Here is a 24196-nt window from a genome sequence, read left to right as displayed (position 1 = left end):
TCTTTTTTGACGGATTCACCATGAAAATTCTTGTTGTCGGAGGCACAGGCCTTCTCGGCGGTCACGCCGCACTGCACCTGCAATCGCTGGGCCATCAGGTCACCATTGCCGCACGCAAGCCCGCACCGGCCACCACGGCCATGGCGCAACTGCCCTTTATCGCCATGGACTACGTAGCGGGCACCGTCACGCAGGCAGAGCTGACAGGTTTTGACGCTCTGGTTTTTGCAGCAGGCAATGACATTCGCCACCTGCCGCCCGAGGCGGATGCCGCAGCCCACTGGCTGTATGCCAACGGCGAAGCCCTACCAAAATTCTTTGCGCTGGCCCGCGCCGCAGGCATTCGCAAAGCCGTGCTGATTGGCAGCTTCTACCCACAGATCGACATGAAGCTGACCGAGAGCGATCCCTATGTACGCTCGCGCCACATGGCCTGCGTGGGCGCCCGCGCGCTGGCCGCACCGGGTTTTGATGTCTGCAGCCTGAACGCGCCTTTTATGGTCGGATCGGTGCCTGGCCTGCCCAGCCCTATTTTTGAGGCCTACACCGCCTACGCCAAGGGCCAGATGGGTGATATGCCCGTCTTTGGCCCCACCGGCGGCACCAACTTCATGTCGGTGCGCTCCCTGTCTGAAGCCATTGCTGGCGCGCTGGAAAACGGCCAGTCGGGCGAGGCCTACCTGGTGGGCGATGAAAATATCTCGTTCGCCGACTTCTTCGGCCTGTTCTTCAAGGCCGTTGGCAGCAGCACCGTGGTACCCGAAAAAGACCAAAACCACCCGCTGATGCCCGACGAAGTTATCTATGCTGGCCGCCGCACCCCTGTGAGCTATCAGCCCACCGCCGATGCACAGCAGCGCCTGAACTACCGTCGCAACGACGTGGAGCACGCCATTCGCGAAGCCGTGGCACAGGTACTGGAGTCGCAAGCTCAGGCAGCGTAAGATACAGCCTTCGCAACAAAAAAGCCCCGCCAATGACTGGCGGGGCTTTTTTGATAGCTGACGCGGCTTAGACGTTAAACAAGAAGAACAAGGTTTAAACCCTCACCAATACTAGCTTCTTTGTCATATATACCCTATCCATACCCGCTTTCGTACCCACTAAAAAATAGATGCCCTGGTCGGCTGCAGCGCGACCGCTGCCTTTCACCACCGAGTCATCAAGCTAGCCCCCACTTGTGACATGCACCTATCAACAGACCCTGATTATCACCGTTGCGCACCACTGTGCCGCGATGCTGATTGATGAAGCACGCCCTACTCAAATTTATCCCACAACGCAGCCTTGAACCAGGCTGGCATTTCGTCAGTTTTCATTTCGATTTCCAGTCCATCCGCCACTTCGGCCACCCACTCCCGCTCAGCCCCTGAGTTGTCGAATATGTAAGCTCAGTCAGCGTACGTCACGGCCTGCGGCAACAGTTCCAGCGAGCGCACACAGCGGCTACAAATCTTGTCTTCCGCCACAGAGTGCCCGCCAACTTGCATACGGTACGGCCCCTCAGCACTGAAGCCGCTGAATTCATGCAAAACAGGGGTAGCCACATCTAGGTCGGGCAAGGTCATCACCGCCGCCAGCAAATGCCGGTAACGGTGCCACCTCAGGTGATGAGAGTGCATGGTTGAACTTTCAAAACAGGCACGCCGCAACGGCACCTGGGTGCTGCCTCAAACGCAAAGCACCAAGCAAACCACGTGCACAAGGGTACATCAAGAAAAAGAGAGAGGGAAACTGAACCCGAGACTCAAGCCAGCTGGATAGCCGTGCCGCGGCGGGCACGCAGGCCCACTTGCACCACCTTTTCCAAGGTGGCTTTCTCGGACCAGCGAGCATTGGTGTTGCGCAGCCGCTTGCTGCCCCAATGCTCCAGCAAAGCATTCCATGGGGTCAGCGGTACGCTATCCATTAAAGGGTCTAGCACCAGCAAGGAATGCGGCTTGTCATCGGCATACATCACGCCCACTGCCAGCACCCAATGGCTGTAGCTGGGCGATGTGAAGCGCACTAGGCACACATGGTCAGATTCCAAGGCGGCTATCGTGCGGGCCTCGACATCACGGCGCAAGGGACGGCAATGCACCTGCTCGGCAAACGGGGCAAACTGCTCCTTGAGCTGCGCAGCTGAGCAGCCCGTGAAATAGCGGGACTGCCCAATGGCACAGACTTCGACCAAGCGCTCATCGGGCTCAGCCTCATACAAGGCATCACGCGGCACCAAGCCCAGCAGCATGAGCGCCATCAGCACACAGTGGTGGCCGCAAGCCATATCGCTCTCGCCCTGGCGTAGCAATACCTTGTCACCGTGGGCCAGCGCCCCCTGGCGCCCCACGCGCAGTTGGGAATGCATTACAAAGCGCTGTTCTGGCATCAATACTCCTCAGGCAATAGCAGCGTAGTGCTGCTGCGGTCGGCTTCCGTGATGATCCATAAACGCTGCGTGGGCCCCAACACATACACCGATATCACCCTTGCCCCTTGTACTAGGGCCTCGGCATTGGTTTGCCGATCTTCCTCACAGATATCGCCCCAGTCACCCGCCATATGCCGCAACACAAACCGTAGCGAAGTCAGTTGCTGGGAGTGCAGCAGTGCCAAGGCCCCAGGTGTGGCTAGCACCTGGCCTAGGGGCAACAAATGGGCCCTACTGCCAGAAGCAGGGGAGGAATCATTCGGGCATGCGGCGGCCTGACCTGAATCAGTCATAGAAAACTCCAGCAAGGGAAAAAATTCAAAGGAGGAAACAATGCCCAGCGACTAGCCAGCCTGTCGCCCCAAATTCCCCTTCAAAAACGAAAGGCACAGCTGCGCCCCACAAGCCTTCAAAGGCGTGAGCGAGCAATCGGCCTGATCAGTTCAAACAGAGGGTAAAAACCAGGGGGGGTAGTGCTCGGAAAGCTGAGCAGAGAACAAGACACGTGAGCAAATTCCAAGGCGGATGTCACAAGCATCATGTGATGTGATTTTATCACATATGAAATAATTTTATATTATTATGATTTTATATTCTTATATTTGAATATGAAAATCTGAATAGCGGTTGCACATGATGCAAGTTATTCAGCCAACCAATGCATATTTAGTAGCTCCATCTCTTAGTCAAGGCGCATAGAGTCGTCGACCAAAATCGGTATAAACACCGCCCGCTTTTTTCTTTATCGCTGCTAATGGCAAGTTGATTGCGCCTGCTCTGTAGAGGTTGCTGACGATGGAGTTGGTCAAGTGTGCTCAGGCTGATAGCCTGCAAGCCGCTAGGCCAAAGCTAGAGCCAATGACTTCTGTCCGGCGTACTACCGACTCAGCGTGTGCTTGCCATCGACCGCTTTCCTGTCAACTGTGTGCTGTGGTGGTCTCGGCCCGAAGCAGAAATCTGCGCTGAGAATCAGCTTCCAAGAACGCTGATTCTCAGCGCCTGCGGGCTCCATCGCGAGAAGCTCGCACTCTCGCTTTGGCCTACGTCAGCCCACTAATGAGGGAGAATGCGTGCTTGCAGCGCATCGCTGCAAGCACGCCGACAAGTGTTGAAGACGACTACTGAACAAATGACAGCCAAGCTGCGTTTGCATCAAACCCTTGAAGGGTAGTTTCGAGCTTAGTAAGTTCTCCAGTGTACGCAATGCGCTGGGTATCCGGTATGACGGACTGAAGTATGCCAACAAGGGCTTCGCGCTTCATAGCCAAGTAGACCGAAGTGGTTGGATCTTGAATACGTTTAAAAACATCCAACGCCTTCGGAAACCTCTTACGATCGATCTCCAAACGGCATTCCAAACCAAATCTGATGTCAGCCTTCTGGTTGCTATAAGACCTGTTGATCTTCTGAAGAGTCGCATCCGCCTCAGCATGTTGGCTATTCCGAATGTGACAGATCATTAGTTGCGCCAACATTCCGAATGGGGCATGGCCTTCCACCTTGGCTACCGCCTGCTTCGCAGCATGCAGAGCTTCACCGTATTTCCCGAAGCGAAGTTCAACCGTTGATAAGCGGTGCCAAACAAATGCCTCTGAATCCATGGCCTCAAGCCGGACAAGTACCCGACGCGCCTCCTCCTCTTGGCCTTCCGCAATGGCGATCTGAACTTTCAGATCAATAAGGAAACGATTTTCTCGTATGCCAAGGCCACTAGCAATATATTGCTTCGCCTTGGGCAAATCGCCCAATAAGAAGTATCCATTCGCAATTTCACGATGTAGAGCAGTTCCACCGCGGCCATGCTTTTCTGCCAGATGAAACTCGGAAATCGCCGAAGTCAGCCGCCCCGCCTTCCGATGAAAGAAACCATTCAAGAAATGCCAGTCGCGGATTGGCGCGTACGAATGAAAGATCTTCAGCTCATCCTCAGCGTCCTTCCAAAGAGCTTCCTGAATCAGCGCGCGAATAAGAAAGTCACGGCCACTTACCGATTTTTCCGATTCAGCCACGGCCAGACGCGCAGCATCGATGCATTGGCGATACTCGCGCCGATGGTAGAAATCCTCCGCAAACGTAATCAAGTCGCTAGTAAAGTGAAATATATCCTTTTCGCGTACACCGGTTCTTAGCGCCGCCTTCATAAGCTGACGGTAAAGCTGGAGGCGAGGCAATTCCTCATCCTCCAATGCCAGTAGCTCCTTCAGCGCGGAAAAGACTCGCTCGTGATCGATCTCTGTGTCGTTTCGAAACTGCGTGAGAACTGCCTCCGAAACTGGACCGGCAATTCCGTACAAGCCGTTGGAATCAGGTACAACCAGTGAATGGTCGACTAAAGCGACGAGATTACTGATTAGCACCTGATCGTTGAGGTTTAGAACCTTAGCAAGCACTTGCGCAGGCACAGGGCTATAGCGAGCCAGTACGAGCAGAATCGAGCGCTGTTCACTCGTCAGCTGCTTTTCGTCAAGAAATTTTACGAACGCTGAAGTCCGAAACTGGACGAGCCGGTTCTTGTCCATGATGACCGACTGAACGCCATACTCTTTTGCTTGATCTACTGCAAAGTATGCACATGGAGGGTAACCATTTACATATTCTGCGATTTCCCGAATTTGCGGTGCGCTGAGCTGCACCTTTTCCACGTCAGCGATTTTTGCTATTAAACGCTGAGAGGCTTCCTCAGCAAGAGGACGGATGTTCAGCGAGGGAATCGTCGCTGGCGGCCGTCTGCTCGACACGGTGAAAAGATACAGATCACCTTCCTCGTCAGCCCGCGCGAGCAGCTTCTGAACCGGCTCAGCAAAAGCCCCATCAGGAGTCAGCAGCCCTCCCTCGTCTAATAAATATGGGAGCTCTTTATGCAAATTCGCTGCGCGCAAGTTGGCGATGCATCTGTGCAGAACCTGATCTTCGGTCTGCTGCTGGATCGATGCGATGATCGCCTCAAAGCCCTCTTTGGTGGAGAACGGCTCAAGCAAGTTTGCGAGCTTGATTGACACCGCTGCCAACGTGTCGCTGCGTCCGACGACTACCTCAAGCGTTTTCGGATAAGACAAGCTTAGTTGAGCGGCCTTATTCACAAACGTCCTACGCCCGACGTTGGGCAGACCGTACACCCCAACAATTCGCGGAGGCCGCTGCCCCAAAGGGGTCAGAAGTTTTTGAAGACTCTCGATGTCCGAGCTGCGCCCCTCAAACTGGCTTTGCTGCTTCGACCGCAGCAACTCCTCCAAGTGATGGCGAACCTCGCGAGCTGTCGTCTTTGCCGAAGTGACGCTGGAAATCTTGGCTCGAATGAGCCATGTCGGCAACTCTTTAAGTGAAATTGAAGGGGTAAGCAGAAAGACGAGCGCCTTTGAAATGCGAGCCTCAAGCTTCCTGTACCAAGCCTCGTCAATCTCGAACTCCACCCAAATACGGCTCAGGGTGTCTTCGCCCACGAACAGCACGAAAGCCGCACTCTCATCAAGCATCGTCTCGATGGCCGCCTTGAACTGTTCTCCGTCTTCAAACACCTGTTCGTCAAATAGACAATACTGACGCCCTAGCTCGTTTGCTACAGCTCGAACGAACTCCTTGTTAGTAGAAGAATGCGACAGGAATGCGCGAAACAGCATGATCTCTCCCCTAATTTTTGAACTTGTGCCCTGAGCGTAACCGTCTCACACCCAGACGCCTCCAAGTCGTCGTAATGTTTCGCCTGCAGCCGATGACATGCTCGGAAAATACCCCATAACAGCCCTCTCCTCCGTGTCATTGACCAGTGCACCTCCCTTGCTGATTGGCACCTGTAGCCGGATACGCCTTGCTGGCACGCTCATGCCTGGTTCATATGTTCTGCGAGCCACGACAGCCTTCTCGGCGACTGACCTTGCCAATCATGTGTGTGGTGATCACCTTGAATCCCCTTCTGAAATTCTCAGCAGGTCAGTGGAACACCCTGGTCAATTTTGGACCGGCACTTTGTGATTTAGCTGGTCAAGATTGCATCAGCACTAACACGCTGGCTTTTAGCTGTAGTCAATCACTGACCTTCAAGCTTTGCCAATCGGAAGCGGCTTCCCGACCATTGTTTACAAGCTCCTGCTGTTGCGGCGCGAACCGGCATTCAGAGATCTGTTCAATTTGGCAGTGGCACCTTGCATAGCCTTGCTTGCTCCTTGGTCGGTCTTCTAGACTCTCGGGCGTGAAGGTTCCAGCATATTTTGTGCAAGATCCCGGAACCAATCGCACACAGATGTCGGGGTTCTACCCGAGCTCAGAAGTGCCGGTGAAAACGCGCCCTCTGCAACGTGTACACCCAGTTGACGATAAGCCTCGAACTGCTCCTCTCCATAGAACTGATTGACCGTTGACTGGTGGGGGAACTCGGGGTATAGCATCCGATACCGCTTCAGCAACTCCGTTTCATCTCCAGTCACCGAGAGCTTCAGATAGAGCATTAGACCAGTCTCCGTCCTGCCATCCGCACCCACTGGATAGTGGACGCGCAGTAGGTGAATATGCGATCTACTAACACCCGAATCAGGGTTGAAGCGTATCTCATCGAGTCTTGGCTCAAGCCTGATACCAAAGTCGACTTGAGCATGCCGAACTAGTGTCATCTGGCCAGCGAACATGAATTTCGGGTCCGCCTCACCGTCGACACAGATGATGAACTTGCACCTGCGTCGTAGAAGCTCGTACACGCCCATGTTTTCGATGTGCCCGCCATCAGAAAGATTGAACCACTTGCTCTTTTGCAACATCCCGACCCCCAGAATCTCCCGCAAAAGGCATAGAAATCCTGGCTTGGAGGCCCCCTTCTGACTGGGGCTCTTTATCCAGTAGTTAAGGCGCACATTCATCAGCGACAGCAGCGGCGCCAGACTACGTTTCGACAGCAATCCCATCTGTGGGGATGCTGCTGCTCCTGAAACAGCCATGGCCGTCGCGAGGTCCACAGAATTGTTACCTGCCTTCCACTGGGATGTCGTGAAATATCCAGTTGCAGGAGATCCCATCCAATGCTTCGACATCAAAAAGAAATCGCCTCCCCTATCTTTCAAGGATTTGATTTCTCTGGATGAGAAATTTACCGTTGCATTTAGTAAGTGATAAGGTGCGTAATTAGTTGCATTAACTTCATTTAGTGCCAAAGAAGAACACCCTTCGACGGAATTTACAAAAGTCTTCGCCAGCTGGTCCCTATAGAGCCTGTGGATACCCGTGAGATTCACGTCGACGAAAAAAAACGCAATAAGTGCCAATAACACACAGACGCCCACTAGCAAGCTGTGACCGTCAAGGTAGCGGAGTGGATTAATCCACGATTCCTGTACATTCATTGGATAAGTTGCGAGATGAAGCAACACTTGAAGAAGCATGAGTGCGACAAGTGGCGCCAGACAGCCTGCAGACAGCAGCAGCACCTTCGATGTCACTTTGCGGGCGGTTGAAACGGAGGGCAGCCGCATGAGTGTTACCACCACTCCTGGAACAACCACCATCGCCATAGTTATGCCAGCGACAAGATTTGATGACCAAGCAATGTTGTTGACGCCTCTGACTGCGAGGCTTAATACATAGATTACGAGCCCTAGCATTGAAATCGCCAGGGCCCAAGAAAAACAAGTTTTTGCGCGATACGCCGCGGACTCGCTTCTCAAGGTGATTGCATAGACAAGCAAGCCGCACCCTGCTGCAATCCCAAAGAGCTTAGTCACCAAGAGCAGCCAGTTGTCTCCTGGTAATTGCAAGATCAAGAGTGCGATCGCGCACAATGTCGCAAAGGGGCCCGTGAGGTTCAGCAGCAACCCAGCGATGGTCTGGGCAATAATCTCCCACTGCCCCCAGAAGTTCTTGGCGGACATGTACTTTGCATTTTGGCGTAGATGCCTAATTGGGTCGGTATCCGGACCGTATGGCTGCCCCATAGACCTCATAGCGACTCCACCGCCAACCTGGGAAGTAATGAAACTACCTGTGTACCCCCCGCCAGAGACTGTCGACAAATAGTCGATATCCTTGAGTAAATCACGCTCTGCGAGGACTTGGACTACACCCAAGCAAAACGTTGCTGATCGAATACCTCCACCAGAGAGAGCAAGGCCGACGGCATTATCCTGACCGTCTACCTGAATCCCATAGTGCTGACGGCGAGCAACAATCTCTTGTCTCTCTGCCGCGTTGATGTCTGACGCGTTCTCAACCCGCAATTCGTCTGTAGAAATCAAGCCATAGCGTACGGGCCGAAAGCATTCCTCTATTTCACACGTGCTCATTACCGGAGCAGCCTCGTCGTCTGGTTGATGGCTCCCATAAGCCATCAGCTGAAGGTCGCCTGCAAATTTAACGAGCTTTTTCTGCAGCTGACTCAGGTCAGCGCGAAATTCATTTGCTCCGTCACGAGAGTCTAGGACACCCGCTTGGTGAGCACGATGCCACTTCGCGGTCACCGGCCGAACGTCCACGTTCAGCATCTTGGTTGTGATATGAGCAAACTGCCCACAACCAGGGTGATCTTTCATTGCAGTGCGACTGAGTCCGAACAACTCCCAAAGACTTTCTAGCGCACGCGCCTCTACTCCATACTGATAAGGCAACGGCTGCACGGCAACACGAGTCCGCAATTCAGAAAGTAATTGGTGAGCCGCCTTCTGGTCAGCTGAAAGTTCAGTCGTCAAATCGAATCTGCCTCACAGTGTTTCGAAAAGCTTGTCGTTAAACAGCTTTAGTGCCTCTCAGACAGCTACAAAGCCACACCGTCCACAAAAATGCGTTAACACTTGGAAGACATTGCGAACAATTGCAGCCAATTAATGTATCGCATCGTAACGCATTGCATGTTAATGTACGCAAATCTGTTCATATACAGTAGCACTGCGAAAAATGGTGAATGAAGCGTTTATGGCGCACTCGACGGTTGGAAAGTTGAACCGAATGAAAAATTAAATGTCAACCGAATTCAAATTTATTAGTGGATCAATACGATGACGAAGCGCCGCCATGTATTTATCAGCCATCATCATGCGGATGATCGGAAAGTCTCGGGACTTACCGGTATGCTGAGTCGCGCTGGCTATGACATCCGCAATAGCTCAATCCGAGCAAAGCCTGCGAACCAACGTCGCTTAGATGAAGGTCGAATCAGCGACAAAGTCATCGCGCGCTTGCTTCGCATGAAGATGTCCTGGGCTACGACTGTTGTAGTCCTCATCGGCCGCGAGACTCACACCCGGCCATGGGTCGATTGGGAAATCAACAAGGCGCACACGCTTGGTAAGCGCATTGTGGGTGTCTACGAGCGTGGTGGCACTGAAAACGACCTACCGGAGCCGTTCAAAAAGTACGGCGACGCGCTAGTTGCTTGGAACTCAGACAGTGTTATGGATGCTATTGACGGCAAATCTGACCCTTTCCAGAACCCGGACGGAACCCCTCGACAACCGACCAACCATTTCCCTCGCAATAGCTGCTGAATGCTCATGACTAGCGTCTTTATGTATGCCGTTAGCTATGACTTGGGATTTGCTCCAAATCCGTTTGGTGGCATGTGTAGTCTCGCCTGCTGCAAGCCACGAATCCGTGAGCAAGCGCGGATCGGTGATTGGGTCGTCGGAATGACCGGGACCAAACTCAAACCCGCAATGCGTTGCATTTTTGCCATGGAGATCACCAGCGAAGCCACCTTCGACGATTACTGGTCCAATCCCGACTACGTATCACGCAGGCCGGTGCGGAATGGCACACCGATGAAACAGGTCGGGGACAACATCTACCATCGAACATCTACAGATTCTCCGTGGCAGCAAGAGGACTCAGTACATAGCTTGATAGATGGAAGCCAATCTGAGTTGAACACGAAGCATGACACCCGCATCAATCGCGTGCTGCTCTCAACAAAGTACGTCTACCTTGGCTCGTCGGCTGAGCCACTGACCCAGCAGGTCATAAACGAATTGGAATACAAGAAAAATCCTCGCGACTACTTCCGCTTCAAGGCGGAGCAAGTGCCTAACTTTATCGCGTGGTTAAAAGCAAAGGTCGCGGCTAACTCAAACAGAGTTATCGCTGATCCCATCAATTTCTCGCTTTCAGGACGCCGTTTCGACCCAGAGCGTGAGCGAATGATCTAGTAACGTTTAGGCACTACCACTTCGCTATTTCCAAATGGCAGTGGCGTTGAAAATATCCCTTCAAATCAAGCACATAAAAGGCGGCTTTGCACAATGCAACCGGCAGATCTTTCTAGGCTCAAACAGAAGCTAATCGACGCAATCATAGTCGGCGGACCGGGACTAAGGGTGGCGATTGTGGGATGGTCTGAAGCCGCATTCGAGCTTGCCGCCATGCCGATATTTCAGACAGGGGCAGCGGCACTCGAGGGATTCTTCGCACCGCACCCCGGGGGCCTCGTCAGGTCTTTAGAAGAGCTTCATTCCGCTGCGCCCCATGTGATTGTGATCGCCCAAGACGCCGAAAAGGAACCGTTGCTGGAGGCTGTAGCGCTATTGGTCACTCCAGAGACTAAGCTGCTTGTGGGCGGATATGCGCACTTTGAGTTCGCGGACGATGCATACGAACGAGCCCGTCGAAACTCATATATCACGTCATTAGCAAACGGGTACCCGAATTGCCTAGTGCACATCTTTCAGTGTTTAAAGAATGCTCATCGTAGGGAGCTAAAGGGTGTGGTCGCAGAGTTCGGCATGTTCAAGGGTGGAACCACCATGCTTATCTCGAAATTCATCGAAGAGCTCGGTGCGTCTTGGAAAGTGTTTGGTTTCGACACATTTGGAGGCTTTCCTCAGCGACGAAGCCCGCTTGATATGTACAGCCACCCCGACTGCGTCTTTACCGATGAGGGGATTGTTAGAGCGGTGTTCAATGAGCGAAATGTCGAAATCATTGCAGGTGACGTCGTAGAGACGGTATCAAGGCTCGAAGACGAAAAACTAGTCTTGTCGTTCGTCGATACAGACAACTTCACATCTGCGCGTGCCATTCTTGAGGTCATCGCCGATCGCACACAAGTGGGCGGTGCCATCATCTTCGATCACTGGGCTGGAACCAATATGTTTATCGACACCATAGGCGAGCGAATCGCCGCCAAGGTTCTATCGGTTGACCCAAGGTACTTCAATTTACACGGCACAGGCGTTTTTCTGCGGCAGCAATGAAGAAGGGTGCCCAGACAGTGGTGCATCGGCGCCCCCCCACTCCTCGGTACGGTGTGTACGAGCTCTATTGGTCATTTGCCGCACGGAGGCATCATGCCTTTGAGACACGACTAGGGGGAGAGTCTCAGCCCTGGTCAGATGACCGCATTCTCCAGACCTTCAAATTTTGCAATGTCTTCCGTGCACTAGACCGAGTATCTCAGTTCCTAATTCGAGAGGTGGCCTACGGAACAGACCCAAATACGACCCCCCTAGATCGGATTTTTCAGATTGTGGCATTTCGTATGTTCAGCAATGTCCGAACATGGCTCGAACTGACACGACTACTTGGGGAGACGCCTCGCATCGAACATCTGCGCTCAGGTGCCTTCCTTAGAGGGCTTGACCAAATTAAAGAACAAGGCAAAGGCCTCTACACAGGCGCGTTTATCCTCTGCGCAAATAAAGCGTTCGGCTTTGATGAGAAGCACCGGAATCATGACGCTTTGTTTAGGCATATGTTTCTCGAGCGAGACTGCGCTGAGCGGGTAATCGACTCGCATAGTCTTCAAGCCCTGGTTTCATTGCTCCAGAGCTACCCCCTGATGGGTCCATTCATGGCCTATCAGACCGCTATAGACATCAACTACTCCGAGCTGACAAACTTTGGTGAGAATGATTGTGTGCAAGCTGGGCCGGGGGCCTTGAGGGGGTTGAAGAAGGCATTCGTGGACCTTGGAGACTACTCCCCCGCAGACGCTATTCTTTGGATGGTTGAACGGCAAGACGAAGAGTTTGCTCGGTTGGGGCTTACATTCAATGGACTCTTCGGGCGTCCCCTGCACGGCATTGACTGTCAAGGTCTGTTTTGTGAACTTGACAAATACTGTCGTGAGGCAGCTCCCGAGCTACCAAGCGCCCGCAGTCGCATAAAGGCACGCTTTAAACCGTCGCCGATTCCGATACCACTCTTCTTTCCACCAAAGTGGGGGCTATCAGCCAGCGGGACATTGCCAGGCGTGAAAGCGCTAAGCCCGTGGACAGCCACCAAGCTAAAGTTAACCAACAGCGCTGATATGCAGCAGAGCCTCGATCTCTTTGAAGACGAGTAGGAACCCATTTCCGGCTGGAGACTGCCCTCAGATTGACATGCAATATGCGACCATTGAAGATCTTCGCTCGGAGCTTGGTAGTCGCGAGCTTGGGGCGCTAAGCCTCAACGAGTACCAAGAGTGCGCCGCTCAGACCTACCGCGGCCCAAGCGACAGCAATGAGAAGTTTGAGTTCTTACTGCTCGGGCTATTCGGGGAGATTGGAAGTCTACTCAGCGAACTTAAGAAGAAACAGCGTGATCCAAACTCCTACGTCTCCTACAAAGCAAGCTCCTTAGAGGAGACAGGTGACGTCCTCTGGTACCTCGCAAATGCGGTTGGGTACTGCCGCATGAGCTTGCAAGAGATCGCCTGCAACATTGGGATCGGGACGAATTTGCGCACCTTTAACGATCTGCAGCCTCAGAACTCGCTATTTCATGGACCTGCCGATCCATCGCATGTTCGCTCTGGTCTTCTTGGATTAGCAGGTTCCGTCGGTGCCCTGCTACGTCGTCATCGGACCTCCGGCGATAACCTCGCGTCTGGGTTAACTGAGATTTTCGGACAGCTTGTCGCTGCGTCCAACGATGCCCAGATTGATTTAGGCGATGCAGCGATTACCAATCTGTCGAAAGTGCTCGCGCGATGGCCCATTCGGCGTGAGTGGGGGCCTCTGCTCGACGCAGCGAATGCTCCAACAGAGCAGCTTCCTCGCCTTATGCACGTTCGCTTCGATGAACGACAAGTGGATGGTAGGTGGTACGTATATCAATCAATGAATGGAGTCAATATCGGTGACCGGCTCACTGATAACCGAGCACAGAAAGACGACTACCGCTTCCATGACGTGTTTCATCTTGCTTTTGCCGGCATCCTTGGATGGTCACCAGTTTTGAGGGGCCTACTCCAGGTCAAGCGCAAGAGCTGCCCGAGTACAGACGAAAACCAAGATGGTGCTCGTGCCAAGATTACAGAGGAAGGCATCTCTAACTGGATCTTCTCTCACGGATTACGCCATCAAGCGTTCGAGCATGTTGAGAGCGTTGACTTTGACTTACTGAAAACGATTGGAGAGATGGTTAAGGGCTATGAGGTCGAAAGACTACCTCCCTGGGCGTGGGAGCACGCAATTCTCGAGGCATTTCGAGTCTTCCGTTTCCTCCGCCTACATCGCGGTGGCCTGGTTTCAGTTGACTTGCACAATAGAAGTTTGAGAGTTAGTTTACTAGAACAGGCCACATAGTCGACGCGGCCATCAGTGGCAGCCTAAAGTCAGCCAAGCACTCGGGATAAGTCAGACCAACACCTTCTGTGGAAAAAATCTGCTAGGTCGGCACGAGCTCTAGCACACTGTTCTCCATTTGTAGGCACTCGCATAGCTTCCAGATAAATTGGAGAAATAAAAAATGGCGTGCAACCGCCAAGTCACACGCCATAAATATCAATCAAATTATTGACTACTCATCTGCCATATTCTTAATTTTCGGAATCTTCAACCCCCCAAAGCCACGATAAGGCTTAGCCTGCTTTTCCTCAACTTTTTGGACATCACCCATTAAATCAGAGATATCTGAAGTACCGCCATTACTTTTAGCTTTCATAATATTTCCCTCTGCTTGTTTAATTTTCTCATTAAACATTTTCATATTTTCTATATTAAAGACATAAGGCGAGATTTTATGGTGTTCCTCTGAGATCTTAGGAACCGGGGGTTGAACGCACCACTTTATAGCTTTCAGTTGCTGGTGCTTAGCCCATGGGATATTAGGATCAATCCGCGCAACCTTCAAAATCTTCTTCTTTAGTTCATAGCGCTGATTATTTGTTAGACCTTCAAAATAAGCACCTTCCTCACCAGCATAATAAAGCTTCAGAAAATCATGCGTCTTTTTATCAAGCTTAGCCAAGTCATTGGGGCGGTGCTTGTTGTGGCGAAGGTTATCTTCCAACCGAAGCATGGAACGGAAATCATCAAATACTTTGCTAATTGCAGTATCTGCTTTAGCTTTATCTTTCCAAGCCATAACGCTACTCATATCAGTTTCCATCTTTCCCAAATAGACTCCATTGACGCACAGTTCAATACGCAGCCCACGCTGGCTTAATTTATAGATTTCAGCTTTCGTAGTTTTATCCAAATAGCTCACATCAACATCGCAATCATATTTTTTCTTTTCTTTAATATCCTTCCACTTAATATATGCACGTATAAATGGATGATTGCGAATTTTCAAATATACAGTTCGATCCTTTTCTTCACCTACATGAGGTCTATCTGATGTAGGCAAATAGTGATAAATAGCATTAATACGCTCCTCTAACTCATTACGTTTGAGAACAGCATCATCAATACTAAGAAACTTGAGAAGATAAGTCAGATCCAAATATTTTATAGAAGCATTATTCAGGCTAATCAGGTTTAAGCTTTCGCGACTAACACCGATACTCTCTAAATAATATTTCAAAAGAAGCATTGAAATTTTAGCAGCTTCGTAAGGAAGAACATGCACAAAGGCATTATTTCCGATAACGCATGCTGGCACATTCATCTTTACCAGAAAGCCTACAAAGTTCTTCTTTTCCTTATCCAAGCAAGGTAAAACCTTAAAGCCCGCTCCTGTGATTGGAGACGTCAACGTCAGCATATCTGCGAATTTAACCTTACCGCTATTCATTGAGCCAGTGTATTCAATCTTTAACGTCTCACTAGCTTCCTTGACTGGAATCGGAATCATCCAAAACATCGTACCCATCGAATCACTCATTTCTATTCTCTTCGTAAATTGGTTATTGCTAGTGGTTTACAGCTATACGATATTTACACCATTATTACTAGTTCAACAATTCAGTAGCCTCATTGATCTATCGGCTCTATCGGTATAGCGTTTAAAACAGCTATTTTTACAGATTTTTCTTTATGATTTATGGCTTATGGCTTGTTTCGTCACTCAATCGATTAGCCATAAAACTGATATTTATGCGGCCTTTCAATACCTGACTTTTACAGCTTTTAGCAAGCAAAAGTCAGGAAGCGATTCAGCCTTCGCCCAACGCAATCAAATGCTTACGCAACGAAGCAACTTGCCAAACCGTTGTACGCTCTGAGAGTTTCAAAGGGGCAGGAATTTGGCCGGATTTCACGCGACGCCACACTGTTGCGCGTGAGCACGCAAACAATGCCTGCACGACAGGCAAATGCACGAGAGCTACATCCGGCAAGCTATCGAAGGCGAAAAATGCGGGGTCAATACGGGGGCCCTTCGCATCGACAAGGACATCGTTTTTAGTGAGCTGTGCAGAGGTAGGAAGTCGGCTCTTTGCCATGAAATATCTCCAGCTGCTACGAGCAATCTGCGACATACAGAAGCTCTAGCCCTAACCCTTTACAGATTTCAAAAAATAGCTTTTCACCTTCAAAAAATGGCGCTAGTGCTTGATTCCTTGCGTGAGGTGCGAGGTACTCGAGAGACCACATACGTCGTCTCCGATGAGGTGTCATGCACTTCTAAATTTCGTGAGGTGTGAGGTGTGAGGTGTGAGGTAAGATGCGTACGTTGCACCTATACAAACTGTGGTGTGTGGTGTGTGGTGTGTGGTGTGCGGCTCCCATCCGCCAGAGCCTCAAGGTGGCTATTAACTATTTAGTAAATTCTATGAAAATAAAAACTTCTATAGAAAGTGAATGGACTTATAGCGAGTTCATCACAGTATTGCTCTCTCTCGATCGCTCAACTGAAGCTCAGCAATATCTTGAATGGTTACTCGAAAATCAAACTTCAACAGTTACAGAAAAATTTCGCCGTCGAGATAAAGAGATAAATCTCTCTTTAGGTCAAGTATCTAGAATTTCCAGAATAACGGATTATTTAAGTGAATCCATACCAAGCTACACGACAGATAGGAAATTATCCATTGTCTTTTGGATGCGGGTTGGAATACATTTAAGCGCTCATTACTCAGAAAATATCGACAACCTCATCAAAAACTACTGCGAATGGAAAGATGACCAAGGCAGAGATTATGTTCTGATAGCAAAACAAAAAAACAATACATCCAAAGATGCGAGCTATTCTTTAGATGCATTTATATCCAGAGGCGCATTCAAAGACAAAAGCAAGGCAATTCCTGAAGAAAACTGGAAAATCATCAAGGCGACTCTTTTAGAAATAAAACCAAAGAGCAAAAAACAAAAAGACCCTTTTCAAGGAATAGGAAAAAACAAATATACTGAACTGAAAAAAGTTATAGAAATAGAAATTGAGCGTTCTTCGATTAACAACTTACGCTCAAAAACCGGACCCAGTGGAAAATGCGAATATAATAGCAACCGGGAAGAATTATATAGAGAACTATTAGAAAAATACAAACTTACTTTAACCATCAGCAGCTTCAAAAAAGCCATAGGGGATTTTGTAAAATGCTACCCAAAATTGAATATGCCAAACATAAAAAATAAAAAGGATGCTTTTCTTCATCAGCAATCCCATAAAAATGAAGAGGAACGCAAGAAAATCACATCCCTAGATAACATTAAACGCCTTAGCGAATAAACTATTCAAATAAAATACATATCTACTTTCAATATAAAAAATGGCGCATTTGCGCCATCTTTTATTTGTACACCTTCACATCCGCAACTCATTTTCAGAGTTCAATTTCCATATAAAATATTGCTCGTAAAATTTGCTAGCATTTAGGTTTAGCACCATTCTCCAACTCCTGCAACATATTTGCCCACTGCTGCATCATCTTCGCTCGATCTAAAAGGTAATCCGCATGGTTATATGTACGTCGCACTGAGTTAGGCTCAATATGTGCAAGTTGACGTTCTATCCAATCTGGGTGGTAGCCCATTTCATTCAGGCGTGTACTGCCCGTGGTTCTCGTGGCATGCGGGCTAAACTTCCCAGCCCACCCTAATGCATGGAGCATTTGTCGAAACGAAGCCACACTCATGGGCTTGCTTCGATCATCTCTTCCAGGGAAAACATGCTCATAGTGCCCAGTCAAACCATTTTGGACACGCAGCATTTCAACTGCCTGTGTCGGCAGTGGTATCACATGCTCCTTACGCTTTTTCATGCGCTCGGCATTAATTTTCCACAGAGCCTTATCGAGATCAAACTCCGACCACTTCGCCCCCACCGATTCACTGGGGCGGCACAAAGTCCACCACATCAAGCGAAAAGCCCCAAGAGTCTCGTAGCGACCACCATGGCTGGTTAAGTCACGCAAAAGTTGCCCAATTTCTTCTGCAGACAAAGGGCGCTTATGCTGCGTTTTGTTGGCGGGAAGGGCCTTGCGTACAGGATGCACCGGGTCAATGTCCGCACGCAGTGTCGAGATTGCCAACTCAAAGACCCTACCCATAGTGCGCAGCGCATCAGCAGCAACAGAAGGGCCATTCTTTTTATGGGCCGTTTGCAGAACATCGAGCACATGTGCCGATGTGACTTGCTTTACAGGAAGCACTCCAATTTTGGGAAACACCACACGCTGCAGCATGTCTAGACGGCGCTTTTTGGTCGTGTCCTCCCAGTCTTTCATCGTCAGCCACTCACAAGCAACGGCCTCAAAGGTGATTGCACTCTGCTGCACCCGCTTAATCTTGTCGAACTGTCGCTGATGGGCAGGGTTGATGCCTTGCTTGACCAAACCACGCGCCTTGAGCCGTTCCTCGCGAGCTTCAGCAAGCGTGAAACGCCCACCAGCACGCCTTACTTGCGCTGCTTCGGCCGCCTCTCCTGCCGGAGCACTCCCGTAATCACCAATCGCAAACACGCTTTCTTTGAGCTTCCCATCCTTTTCAAGCTTGAAGCGATAGCGCCAAGCCTTGGTGCCGTTGGGCTTCACCTCCAAGTACAACCCCTTGTCATCACTGAGCTTGTAAGGTCGATCTTTAGGCTTGGCTGCACGGCATTGCGTGTCATTCATCATGGTTTCTCTCTCTACAAATATTCATACCCACTTTTCAGATGGGTACGCAGTGAGCATACCCACCATCGTACCCACTTTCATTTGAGACAACACGAGACAGCATGAGACAAACAGGAAATGAAAAAGCCCCGTAAACCTTTGATTTACGGGGCTTTCGATACCTCATGCAACCGCATGAGACAACAGTCTGAAGTTAGACGTTGAACAGGAAGTTCAGCACATCGCCGTCTTTGACGATGTATTCCTTGCCTTCAGCGCGCATCTTGCCGGCATCCTTGGCGCCTTGCTCACCCTTGAACTGGATGAAATCGTCAAACGCAATGGTCTGGGCACGGATGAAACCGCGCTCAAAGTCACCGTGAATCACGCCAGCCGCCTGAGGAGCTGTTGCGCCGATAGGCACAGTCCAGGCGCGCACTTCCTTCACGCCAGCTGTGAAGTAGGTTTGCAAACCCAGCAGCTTGAAGCCAGCGCGAATCAGGCGGTTCAGGCCCGGCTCTTCCAGACCCAGCTCTTCCAGGAACATGTCGCGGTCTTCGTCGTCCATCTCGGACATTTCGGCTTCGATCTTGGCGCAGATGGCCACGACAGGCGCGCCCTGGGCTTCGGCGTAGGCCTTGAGCTGGTCCAGCAGAGGGTTGTTCTCGAAACCGTCCTCAGACACGTTGCCCACAAACATGGCGGGCTTGGCGGTGATCAGGCAGAACTGCTTGATCAGAGGTGCGTCTTCCTTGGACACAGGCACGGTGCGTGCTGGCTTGCCTTCGTTCAGGGCATCCTGGATCTGGGTGAGCAGGGCAACCACCTTGGCGGCATCCTTGTCGGTGCCAGAGCGAGCGGCCTTGTTATAGCGATGAATTGCCTTTTCCACCGTAGCCATGTCGGCCAGGCACAACTCGGTCTGAATGACTTCGATGTCGGCAATCGGGTCCACCTTGTTGGCCACGTGAATCACGTTAGGATCTTCAAAGCAGCGCACCACGTTGACGATAGCGTCAGTTTCGCGGATGTGGGCCAAGAACTGGTTGCCCAGACCTTCGCCCTTGGAAGCACCGGCAACCAGACCAGCGATGTCCACGAATTCCACAATGGCGGGAACCACGCGCTCGGGCTTGACGATCTCGGACAGCTGATCCAGACGCGGATCGGGCACTTCCACCACGCCGGTGTTGGGCTCAATCGTGCAGAAGGGGTAGTTTTCAGCAGCGATGCCAGCCTTGGTCAGCGCGTTGAAAAGAGTGGACTTGCCCACGTTGGGCAGGCCAACGATGCCGCATTTGAGGCTCATGGAATTTTCCTTATGTATCAATGCACTACCTGGCACCACACCATCGTGGCCGAAGTGCCCGATCCGCATTGAGGCGAATCTGGTTCTCTTGGGAGCGTGACGGCAGAGCGCTCTGGGCTTGCAGAGTTTTGTGCCGGTTTTGTCACGGAAAGCCCTCGATTGTAATGACCCGGCAATCTCTGCTTATCTGCCGTAGATTGCGCCCGTCATTACCAGGAGGTGGCTAATCAAAGCGCAGATTGCCCGCCAGTTGCTGGCCCAGCGCCAGCTGAACGCTTGCGCCATCTGCTTCAGGCAGGCCCAGCACAATCGCGTTCATACCAAAAGTAATAGCACCATCCACACGTGGATCTTGGCGGTAACTGCCAATTGACTGCCCAACCGATGTTCCCGGCACCGCCGTATCCGGGTCGATATCGGGGATGGGGCAGCGCGTGCAAGGCTTGCAGGGCAGCAGGCTCAAGCCCGGCAGCTCCTTCACATCCAGCTGCTCCACCCGGTCTTCGTCGTGGGCTTCGATGCCGGCAATTACGATATTGGGGCGAAAGCGCCGGGCATCAACTGCCGTCTCGCCCGCCTGCGCCAGGCGTTGGTTCAGCTCATCAACAGCCGACTGGCTGAGCACCAGCAGCGGGTAGCCGTCGGCAAAATGCACCGGGGCCTGACCGCTGCTCACCCAGCGCTCGCTGGCCTGGCGGGGCTGGGCCGGGTCAAAACGCACCAGCTGGCAGTCCGTTTCCAGCACTTGACTGAGCCATGCGCGAGCAGGTGCCGCCCATTCACCCAGATCCCAAGCCTGCACCGTGTCGCTCCAGACCCGGGCCCGGCATTTTTCGCCCTGCGCCAGCAGCGGTATTTGCAGGCTGGGCTGACCGGCAAAGTGCAGCAGCAATGAATCAGCCGTGATTTCAGGGCGAATCAGCGCCATGCGCGGGTGACTGCGCTGGGTCAAGAACTCGCCATTTGGCTCCACCACCATCCAGTGCCGGTCCCATTCCAGCCCGTGGCGCGACAGGCGGGCCTGTTGCACGGCAATGCCGGCGCAGGATTTGACTGGGTAAATCCAGAGCTCGGCAATCTGGCCTTGCACGTCGTGGGTGGAGTCCGTCATCGCATGTCCTTTGCTAAATTTCACATCATTTTGCACTCTAGCCCTTGCTAGCCATGCGCAAGGCGCTATCAACAATATAGTTGCGTGCCCGATACAACAGCGGGGCGCCGGGGTTCCCTCTATGCCCACAGGCCCCGCCTGCGCCTTCTACAATGACGGTCATGGCGCAAACCTTTGATGTATGTATTCGTGGAGCCGGCATTGTGGGCCGGACCTTGGCCCTTTTGCTGGCGCGTGAGCGTCTGCGTGTCGCCCTCGTGGCACCGCCACAGGCCAGATCACAGCAGCAGGATGTACGGGCCTATGCGCTGAACGCCAGCTCCAGAGCCGTGCTGCAGTCGCTGCGCTGCTGGCCCGACGATGAAGATGCCACGCCCGTGGTCGGCATGCAGGTCTTTGGTGATCTGGACGGCCAGGTGCAGTTTGATGCCGCATCGCAAGATGTGGAAGCACTGGCCTGGATTGTCGATGTGCCCGCACTGGAGCAGCGTCTGGCCGAGGCCGTGCGCTACCAGCCACAGGTCGAAATCGTCAAAGAGCCGGTAGAAGCCGCCCTCACCGCCGTCTGCGAAGGCCGCTCCAGCAGCACGCGCAGCGAGTTTGGCGTGGAGTTCACAGTCACCCCCTACCCCCAGCACGCGATTGCCACGCGCCTGAATTGCGAGCTGCCCCACGGCGGCATCGCCCGCCAGTGGTTTACGCCCGAAGGAATTCTGGCCCTGCTACCCATGGGCGGCCCAGAAGGTCATGAAGTGGCCGTGGTCTGGTCGCTGGAGCAAGCGCTGGTGCCCCAGTGGCTGGAAAGCGACGAAGAAAACTTCACCACCCGCCTGCAGGCCATCAGTCAAGATGCACTGGGCCAGCTGGAGATGATTGCTGACCGCGCCACCTGGCCGCTGCAGCAGGCGGTGGCTGACCGCTGGTGCGGCCCGTTTGCGCAAAAGAGCAACCAGAGCTGGGTGCTGGCCGGTGATGCCGCTCACAACGTACACCCATTGGCAGGTCAGGGCCTGAACCTGGGCCTTGCCGATGCCCAGGCGCTGGCCCGCGTGCTACAAGAGCGCGACTACTGGCGCAGCCCCGCTGATTTGAAGCTGCTGCGCCAATACGAGCGCGAGCGCAAGGCGGCTCTGGCCCCCATGGGTCTGGCCATGGATGGCCTGCAGCAGCTGTTTGCCCGCCCCGAAGTGCCCATGCAGATGCTGCGCAACTGGGGCATGAAGGGCTTTGAGCGCAGCGGCCTGCTCAAGTCCTGGATGGCCAAGCAAGCCATGGGTTTGCTCTGACGCCAACTTCATGGAACCCCTGAGACTGATCAGACTCCAACCCTCAGCCCTGCCTCCCGGCACACCCGGGACGGCAGAAACCGTTAGCCATTCCAGCCGCCTGCGCGGCCTGACAGATCACCCATGAAACTTGTTGCCTGCCTTCTGGCTGCTGCCAGCCTGACCTTCGGCCTGAATGTTCACGCCCAGGATGCCAACCTCAAAAAGACGCTGACCGAGCGCATTCCTCAGCTCGAAAAAATCGACGAGGTCCGCGCCACCCCTATGTCAGGCCTGTATGAAGTGCGCGTGGGCACGGACATTTTCTATACCGATGCCAAGGGCAACTATCTGATTCAGGGCGAGCTGATCGACACCAAGGCGCGCCGCAATCTGACCGAAGACCGCATGACCCAGCTGACGGCGGTGGACTTCAAGCAGCTGCCGCTCAAGGACGCCATCACCATCGTGCACGGCAAGGGCGAGCGCAAGATGGCCGTGTTTGAAGACCCGAACTGCGGCTACTGCAAGCGCTTTGAAAAAGACCTGCAGAGCGTGGATAACGTCACCATCTACCTCTTCCTCTACCCCATCCTGAGCCCCGACTCGGCCGAGAAGTCGCGCAACATCTGGTGCGCCAAGGATCAGGCCAAGGCCTGGCATGAGCAGATGCTAAACAGCAAGAATGCCTCCGCCGTGCAGTGCGATACCGCTGCCATCCAGCGCAATCTGGCCTTTGGCCGCAAATACAAGATCACCGGCACCCCTACCGTCGTGTTCTCCAACAATGTGCGCGTACCCGGTGCCATTTCTGCCGCCGAGGTGGAAAAGCACCTGGCTGCTGCCAAGTAAGCCAAGTAACAACTCAATCTCTGCCGGAGCAGCGCGCGTCAGGTCTGTGTGACTCCACCGCGCTGCGATAGGTTCGCTTGCTCCGGCCGCATTTCTGGAGCTGCCATGACGACCGTTTCCCATGCCCCCGGCATTCGCTACACCGTGCAGGCCAGCGCGGTAGATGCTCATCTTTTTGATGTTCAGCTGCACATCATCAAGCCTGCAGCCGACCAGCTTCTGTCGCTGCCTGTGTGGATTCCCGGCAGCTATCTGGTGCGCGAGTTCGCCAAGAACCTGCAAAGCCTGAGCGCTACGCAAAACGGCCAACCCGTTCCAGCAGAACAGCTCAGCAAAAATCAATGGAAAATTGTCTGTAGCGCAGATGCAGCATGCGTTATCAGCTATCAAATTTGCGCTTACGACACCTCGGTGCGTACCGCCTGGCTGGATCGCCGCCGAGGCTTTTTCAACGGCACCAGCCTGTGCCTGCGCGTGCTTGGCCAAGAAAGCCAGCCCCATGAACTGGAGCTGCTGAGCAGCCCCGCCACGCAAGACTGGCAAGTCGCCACCGGCCTGACGGCAGCCCAAGTCGATGCCAACGGCTTTGGCCTCTACACCGCCGCCCATTACGACGAGCTGGTGGACTGCCCCGTGGAGATGGGCAAGTTCTGGCGCGGCAGCTTTGTGGCTGGCGGTGTGCCGCACGAGTTTGTGGTGGCCGGTGCCGCCCCCAGCTTTGATGGCGAGCGCCTGCTGGCCGACACCCAAAAGATTTGCGAAACCGAAATCGCCTTCTGGCATGCCGATGGCAGCCAGCCGCCCATGGATCGCTATGTCTTCATGCTCAATGTGGTGGACGACAACTACGGCGGGCTGGAGCACCGCAACAGCACCGCCCTGATCTGCGGCCGCCGCGACCTACCGCGCAAGGGCGAGGCCAAGGCTGGCGAGGGCTATAACACCCTGCTGGGCCTGATCAGCCACGAGTACTTTCACACCTGGAACGTGAAGCGCCTGCGCCCGGCGGAATTTGCCCACTACGACTACGAGCAGGAAAATTACACCGAGCTGCTGTGGTTCTTTGAAGGCTTCACCAGCTACTACGACGACCTGT

Annotated in this window: 19 protein-coding genes; 10 read left to right on the top strand and 9 right to left on the bottom strand. The window is 52.8% G+C overall.

The window, feature by feature from the left end; all coding sequences use genetic code 11:
* Window positions 1-20 precede the first annotated feature (20 nt).
* Entirely contained in the window at window positions 21-944 is a 924-nt protein-coding gene (locus RSF91_RS13220) for an NAD-dependent epimerase/dehydratase family protein (RefSeq protein ID WP_332568860.1), read from the top strand.
* A 447-nt stretch (window positions 945-1391) separates the two neighbouring features.
* Here RSF91_RS13220 and RSF91_RS13215 read toward each other — a convergent pair whose 3' ends face one another.
* From RSF91_RS13215 to RSF91_RS13200, 4 genes are all read right to left on the bottom strand, one after another.
* A complete protein-coding gene (locus RSF91_RS13215) occupies window positions 1392-1622 on the bottom strand; it encodes a hypothetical protein (RefSeq protein WP_332568859.1) in 231 nt (76 codons plus the stop codon).
* 125 nt (window positions 1623-1747) lie between these two features.
* Window positions 1748-2350 carry a hypothetical protein gene (locus RSF91_RS13210; protein WP_332568858.1) on the bottom strand — a complete coding sequence of 201 codons (603 nt, stop codon included), beginning with the start codon at window positions 2348-2350 and terminating at the stop codon, window positions 1748-1750.
* Between the two features lie 1181 nt (window positions 2351-3531).
* Window positions 3532-6030 (bottom strand): toll/interleukin-1 receptor domain-containing protein, encoded by a 2499-nt coding sequence (locus tag RSF91_RS13205; protein WP_332568857.1) that lies wholly within the window; start codon window positions 6028-6030, stop codon window positions 3532-3534.
* 555 nt (window positions 6031-6585) lie between these two features.
* Entirely contained in the window at window positions 6586-9078 is a 2493-nt protein-coding gene (locus RSF91_RS13200) for a hypothetical protein (RefSeq protein ID WP_332568856.1), read from the bottom strand.
* A 306-nt stretch (window positions 9079-9384) separates the two neighbouring features.
* Between RSF91_RS13200 and RSF91_RS13195 the strand changes: the two genes are divergently transcribed.
* The 5 genes from RSF91_RS13195 to RSF91_RS13175 all read left to right on the top strand — a co-directional run bounded on the left by RSF91_RS13195 (window position 9385) and on the right by RSF91_RS13175 (window position 13890).
* A complete protein-coding gene (locus RSF91_RS13195) occupies window positions 9385-9873 on the top strand; it encodes a TIR domain-containing protein (protein WP_332568855.1) in 489 nt (162 codons plus the stop codon).
* Between the two features lie 6 nt (window positions 9874-9879).
* Window positions 9880-10530: a hypothetical protein gene (locus tag RSF91_RS13190; protein WP_332568854.1), complete on the top strand. Its 651-nt coding sequence runs from the start codon at window positions 9880-9882 to the stop codon at window positions 10528-10530.
* Between the two features lie 93 nt (window positions 10531-10623).
* Window positions 10624-11574 (top strand): class I SAM-dependent methyltransferase, encoded by a 951-nt coding sequence (locus RSF91_RS13185; protein ID WP_332568853.1) that lies wholly within the window; start codon window positions 10624-10626, stop codon window positions 11572-11574.
* The gene (locus tag RSF91_RS13180; protein ID WP_332568852.1) at window positions 11571-12665 is read left to right on the top strand and encodes a nucleotide kinase domain-containing protein; all 1095 of its coding nucleotides are present in this window, start codon (window positions 11571-11573) and stop codon (window positions 12663-12665) included. The genes RSF91_RS13185 and RSF91_RS13180 overlap by 4 nt, the downstream gene beginning before the upstream one ends.
* Before the next feature lie 37 nt (window positions 12666-12702).
* Window positions 12703-13890: a nucleoside triphosphate pyrophosphohydrolase family protein gene (locus RSF91_RS13175; RefSeq protein ID WP_332568851.1), complete on the top strand. Its 1188-nt coding sequence runs from the start codon at window positions 12703-12705 to the stop codon at window positions 13888-13890.
* Between the two features lie 214 nt (window positions 13891-14104).
* On the opposite strand, the gene RSF91_RS13170 is transcribed toward RSF91_RS13175, so the two are convergent.
* On the bottom strand, window positions 14105-15412 hold the full coding sequence (locus RSF91_RS13170) for a hypothetical protein (protein ID WP_332568850.1): 1308 nt from the start codon (window positions 15410-15412) through the stop codon (window positions 14105-14107).
* A gap of 271 nt (window positions 15413-15683) precedes the next feature.
* Window positions 15684-16007, bottom strand: a complete 324-nt coding sequence (locus RSF91_RS13165) for a helix-turn-helix transcriptional regulator (RefSeq protein ID WP_332568849.1) — start codon at window positions 16005-16007, stop codon at window positions 15684-15686.
* 185 nt (window positions 16008-16192) lie between these two features.
* Between RSF91_RS13165 and RSF91_RS13160 the strand changes: the two genes are divergently transcribed.
* On the top strand, window positions 16193-17197 hold the full coding sequence (locus RSF91_RS13160; RefSeq protein ID WP_332568848.1) for a hypothetical protein: 1005 nt from the start codon (window positions 16193-16195) through the stop codon (window positions 17195-17197).
* 136 nt (window positions 17198-17333) lie between these two features.
* Here the strand turns inward: RSF91_RS13160 and RSF91_RS13155 are convergent, their stop codons facing one another.
* The 3 genes from RSF91_RS13155 to RSF91_RS13145 form a co-directional block, all read right to left on the bottom strand.
* The gene (locus RSF91_RS13155) at window positions 17334-18584 is read right to left on the bottom strand and encodes a tyrosine-type recombinase/integrase (protein WP_332568847.1); all 1251 of its coding nucleotides are present in this window, start codon (window positions 18582-18584) and stop codon (window positions 17334-17336) included.
* A 193-nt stretch (window positions 18585-18777) separates the two neighbouring features.
* On the bottom strand, window positions 18778-19872 hold the full coding sequence (ychF, locus tag RSF91_RS13150) for a redox-regulated ATPase YchF (RefSeq protein WP_332568846.1): 1095 nt from the start codon (window positions 19870-19872) through the stop codon (window positions 18778-18780).
* A 223-nt stretch (window positions 19873-20095) separates the two neighbouring features.
* Window positions 20096-20983, bottom strand: a complete 888-nt coding sequence (locus RSF91_RS13145) for an MOSC domain-containing protein (RefSeq protein WP_332568845.1) — start codon at window positions 20981-20983, stop codon at window positions 20096-20098.
* Window positions 20984-21144: 161 nt separating this feature from the next.
* Here RSF91_RS13145 and RSF91_RS13140 point away from each other — a divergent pair, with 161 nt between their 5' ends.
* The 3 genes from RSF91_RS13140 to RSF91_RS13130 form a co-directional block, all read left to right on the top strand.
* Complete coding sequence (locus RSF91_RS13140) at window positions 21145-22269, top strand: FAD-dependent monooxygenase (RefSeq protein ID WP_332568844.1); 1125 nt, start codon at window positions 21145-21147, stop codon at window positions 22267-22269.
* A gap of 123 nt (window positions 22270-22392) precedes the next feature.
* Window positions 22393-23100 carry a DsbC family protein gene (locus tag RSF91_RS13135; RefSeq protein WP_099735763.1) on the top strand — a complete coding sequence of 236 codons (708 nt, stop codon included), beginning with the start codon at window positions 22393-22395 and terminating at the stop codon, window positions 23098-23100.
* A 105-nt stretch (window positions 23101-23205) separates the two neighbouring features.
* The coding region (locus RSF91_RS13130; RefSeq protein ID WP_442878851.1) for a M61 family metallopeptidase at window positions 23206-24196 on the top strand (991 nt) is incomplete at its 3' end.

The sequence above is a fragment of the Comamonas sp. genome, from assembly GCF_036643215.1.
Classification (GTDB): domain Bacteria; phylum Pseudomonadota; class Gammaproteobacteria; order Burkholderiales; family Burkholderiaceae_C; genus Comamonas.
The sequence above is the reverse complement of the archived record's forward strand: the minus strand, read 5'-3'. Positions and strand labels throughout refer to the sequence as shown.

What these genes read in the sequence shown, in the direction of transcription:
- RSF91_RS13220 (WP_332568860.1), top strand. Translation starts at nt 21, where the DNA reads ATGAAAATTCTTGTTGTCGGAGGCACAGGCCTTCTCGGCGGTCACGCC.
- RSF91_RS13215 (WP_332568859.1), bottom strand. Translation starts at nt 1,622, where the DNA reads ATGCACTCTCATCACCTGAGGTGGCACCGTTACCGGCATTTGCTGGCG.
- RSF91_RS13210 (WP_332568858.1), bottom strand. Translation starts at nt 2,350, where the DNA reads ATGCATTCCCAACTGCGCGTGGGGCGCCAGGGGGCGCTGGCCCACGGT.
- RSF91_RS13205 (WP_332568857.1), bottom strand. Translation starts at nt 6,030, where the DNA reads ATGCTGTTTCGCGCATTCCTGTCGCATTCTTCTACTAACAAGGAGTTC.
- RSF91_RS13195 (WP_332568855.1), top strand. Translation starts at nt 9,385, where the DNA reads ATGACGAAGCGCCGCCATGTATTTATCAGCCATCATCATGCGGATGAT.
- RSF91_RS13190 (WP_332568854.1), top strand. Translation starts at nt 9,880, where the DNA reads ATGACTAGCGTCTTTATGTATGCCGTTAGCTATGACTTGGGATTTGCT.
- RSF91_RS13185 (WP_332568853.1), top strand. Translation starts at nt 10,624, where the DNA reads ATGCAACCGGCAGATCTTTCTAGGCTCAAACAGAAGCTAATCGACGCA.
- RSF91_RS13180 (WP_332568852.1), top strand. Translation starts at nt 11,571, where the DNA reads ATGAAGAAGGGTGCCCAGACAGTGGTGCATCGGCGCCCCCCCACTCCT.
- RSF91_RS13175 (WP_332568851.1), top strand. Translation starts at nt 12,703, where the DNA reads ATGCAATATGCGACCATTGAAGATCTTCGCTCGGAGCTTGGTAGTCGC.
- RSF91_RS13170 (WP_332568850.1), bottom strand. Translation starts at nt 15,412, where the DNA reads ATGAGTGATTCGATGGGTACGATGTTTTGGATGATTCCGATTCCAGTC.
- RSF91_RS13165 (WP_332568849.1), bottom strand. Translation starts at nt 16,007, where the DNA reads ATGTCGCAGATTGCTCGTAGCAGCTGGAGATATTTCATGGCAAAGAGC.
- RSF91_RS13160 (WP_332568848.1), top strand. Translation starts at nt 16,193, where the DNA reads ATGCGTACGTTGCACCTATACAAACTGTGGTGTGTGGTGTGTGGTGTG.
- RSF91_RS13155 (WP_332568847.1), bottom strand. Translation starts at nt 18,584, where the DNA reads ATGATGAATGACACGCAATGCCGTGCAGCCAAGCCTAAAGATCGACCT.
- ychF (WP_332568846.1), bottom strand. Translation starts at nt 19,872, where the DNA reads ATGAGCCTCAAATGCGGCATCGTTGGCCTGCCCAACGTGGGCAAGTCC.
- RSF91_RS13145 (WP_332568845.1), bottom strand. Translation starts at nt 20,983, where the DNA reads ATGACGGACTCCACCCACGACGTGCAAGGCCAGATTGCCGAGCTCTGG.
- RSF91_RS13140 (WP_332568844.1), top strand. Translation starts at nt 21,145, where the DNA reads ATGGCGCAAACCTTTGATGTATGTATTCGTGGAGCCGGCATTGTGGGC.
- RSF91_RS13135 (WP_099735763.1), top strand. Translation starts at nt 22,393, where the DNA reads ATGAAACTTGTTGCCTGCCTTCTGGCTGCTGCCAGCCTGACCTTCGGC.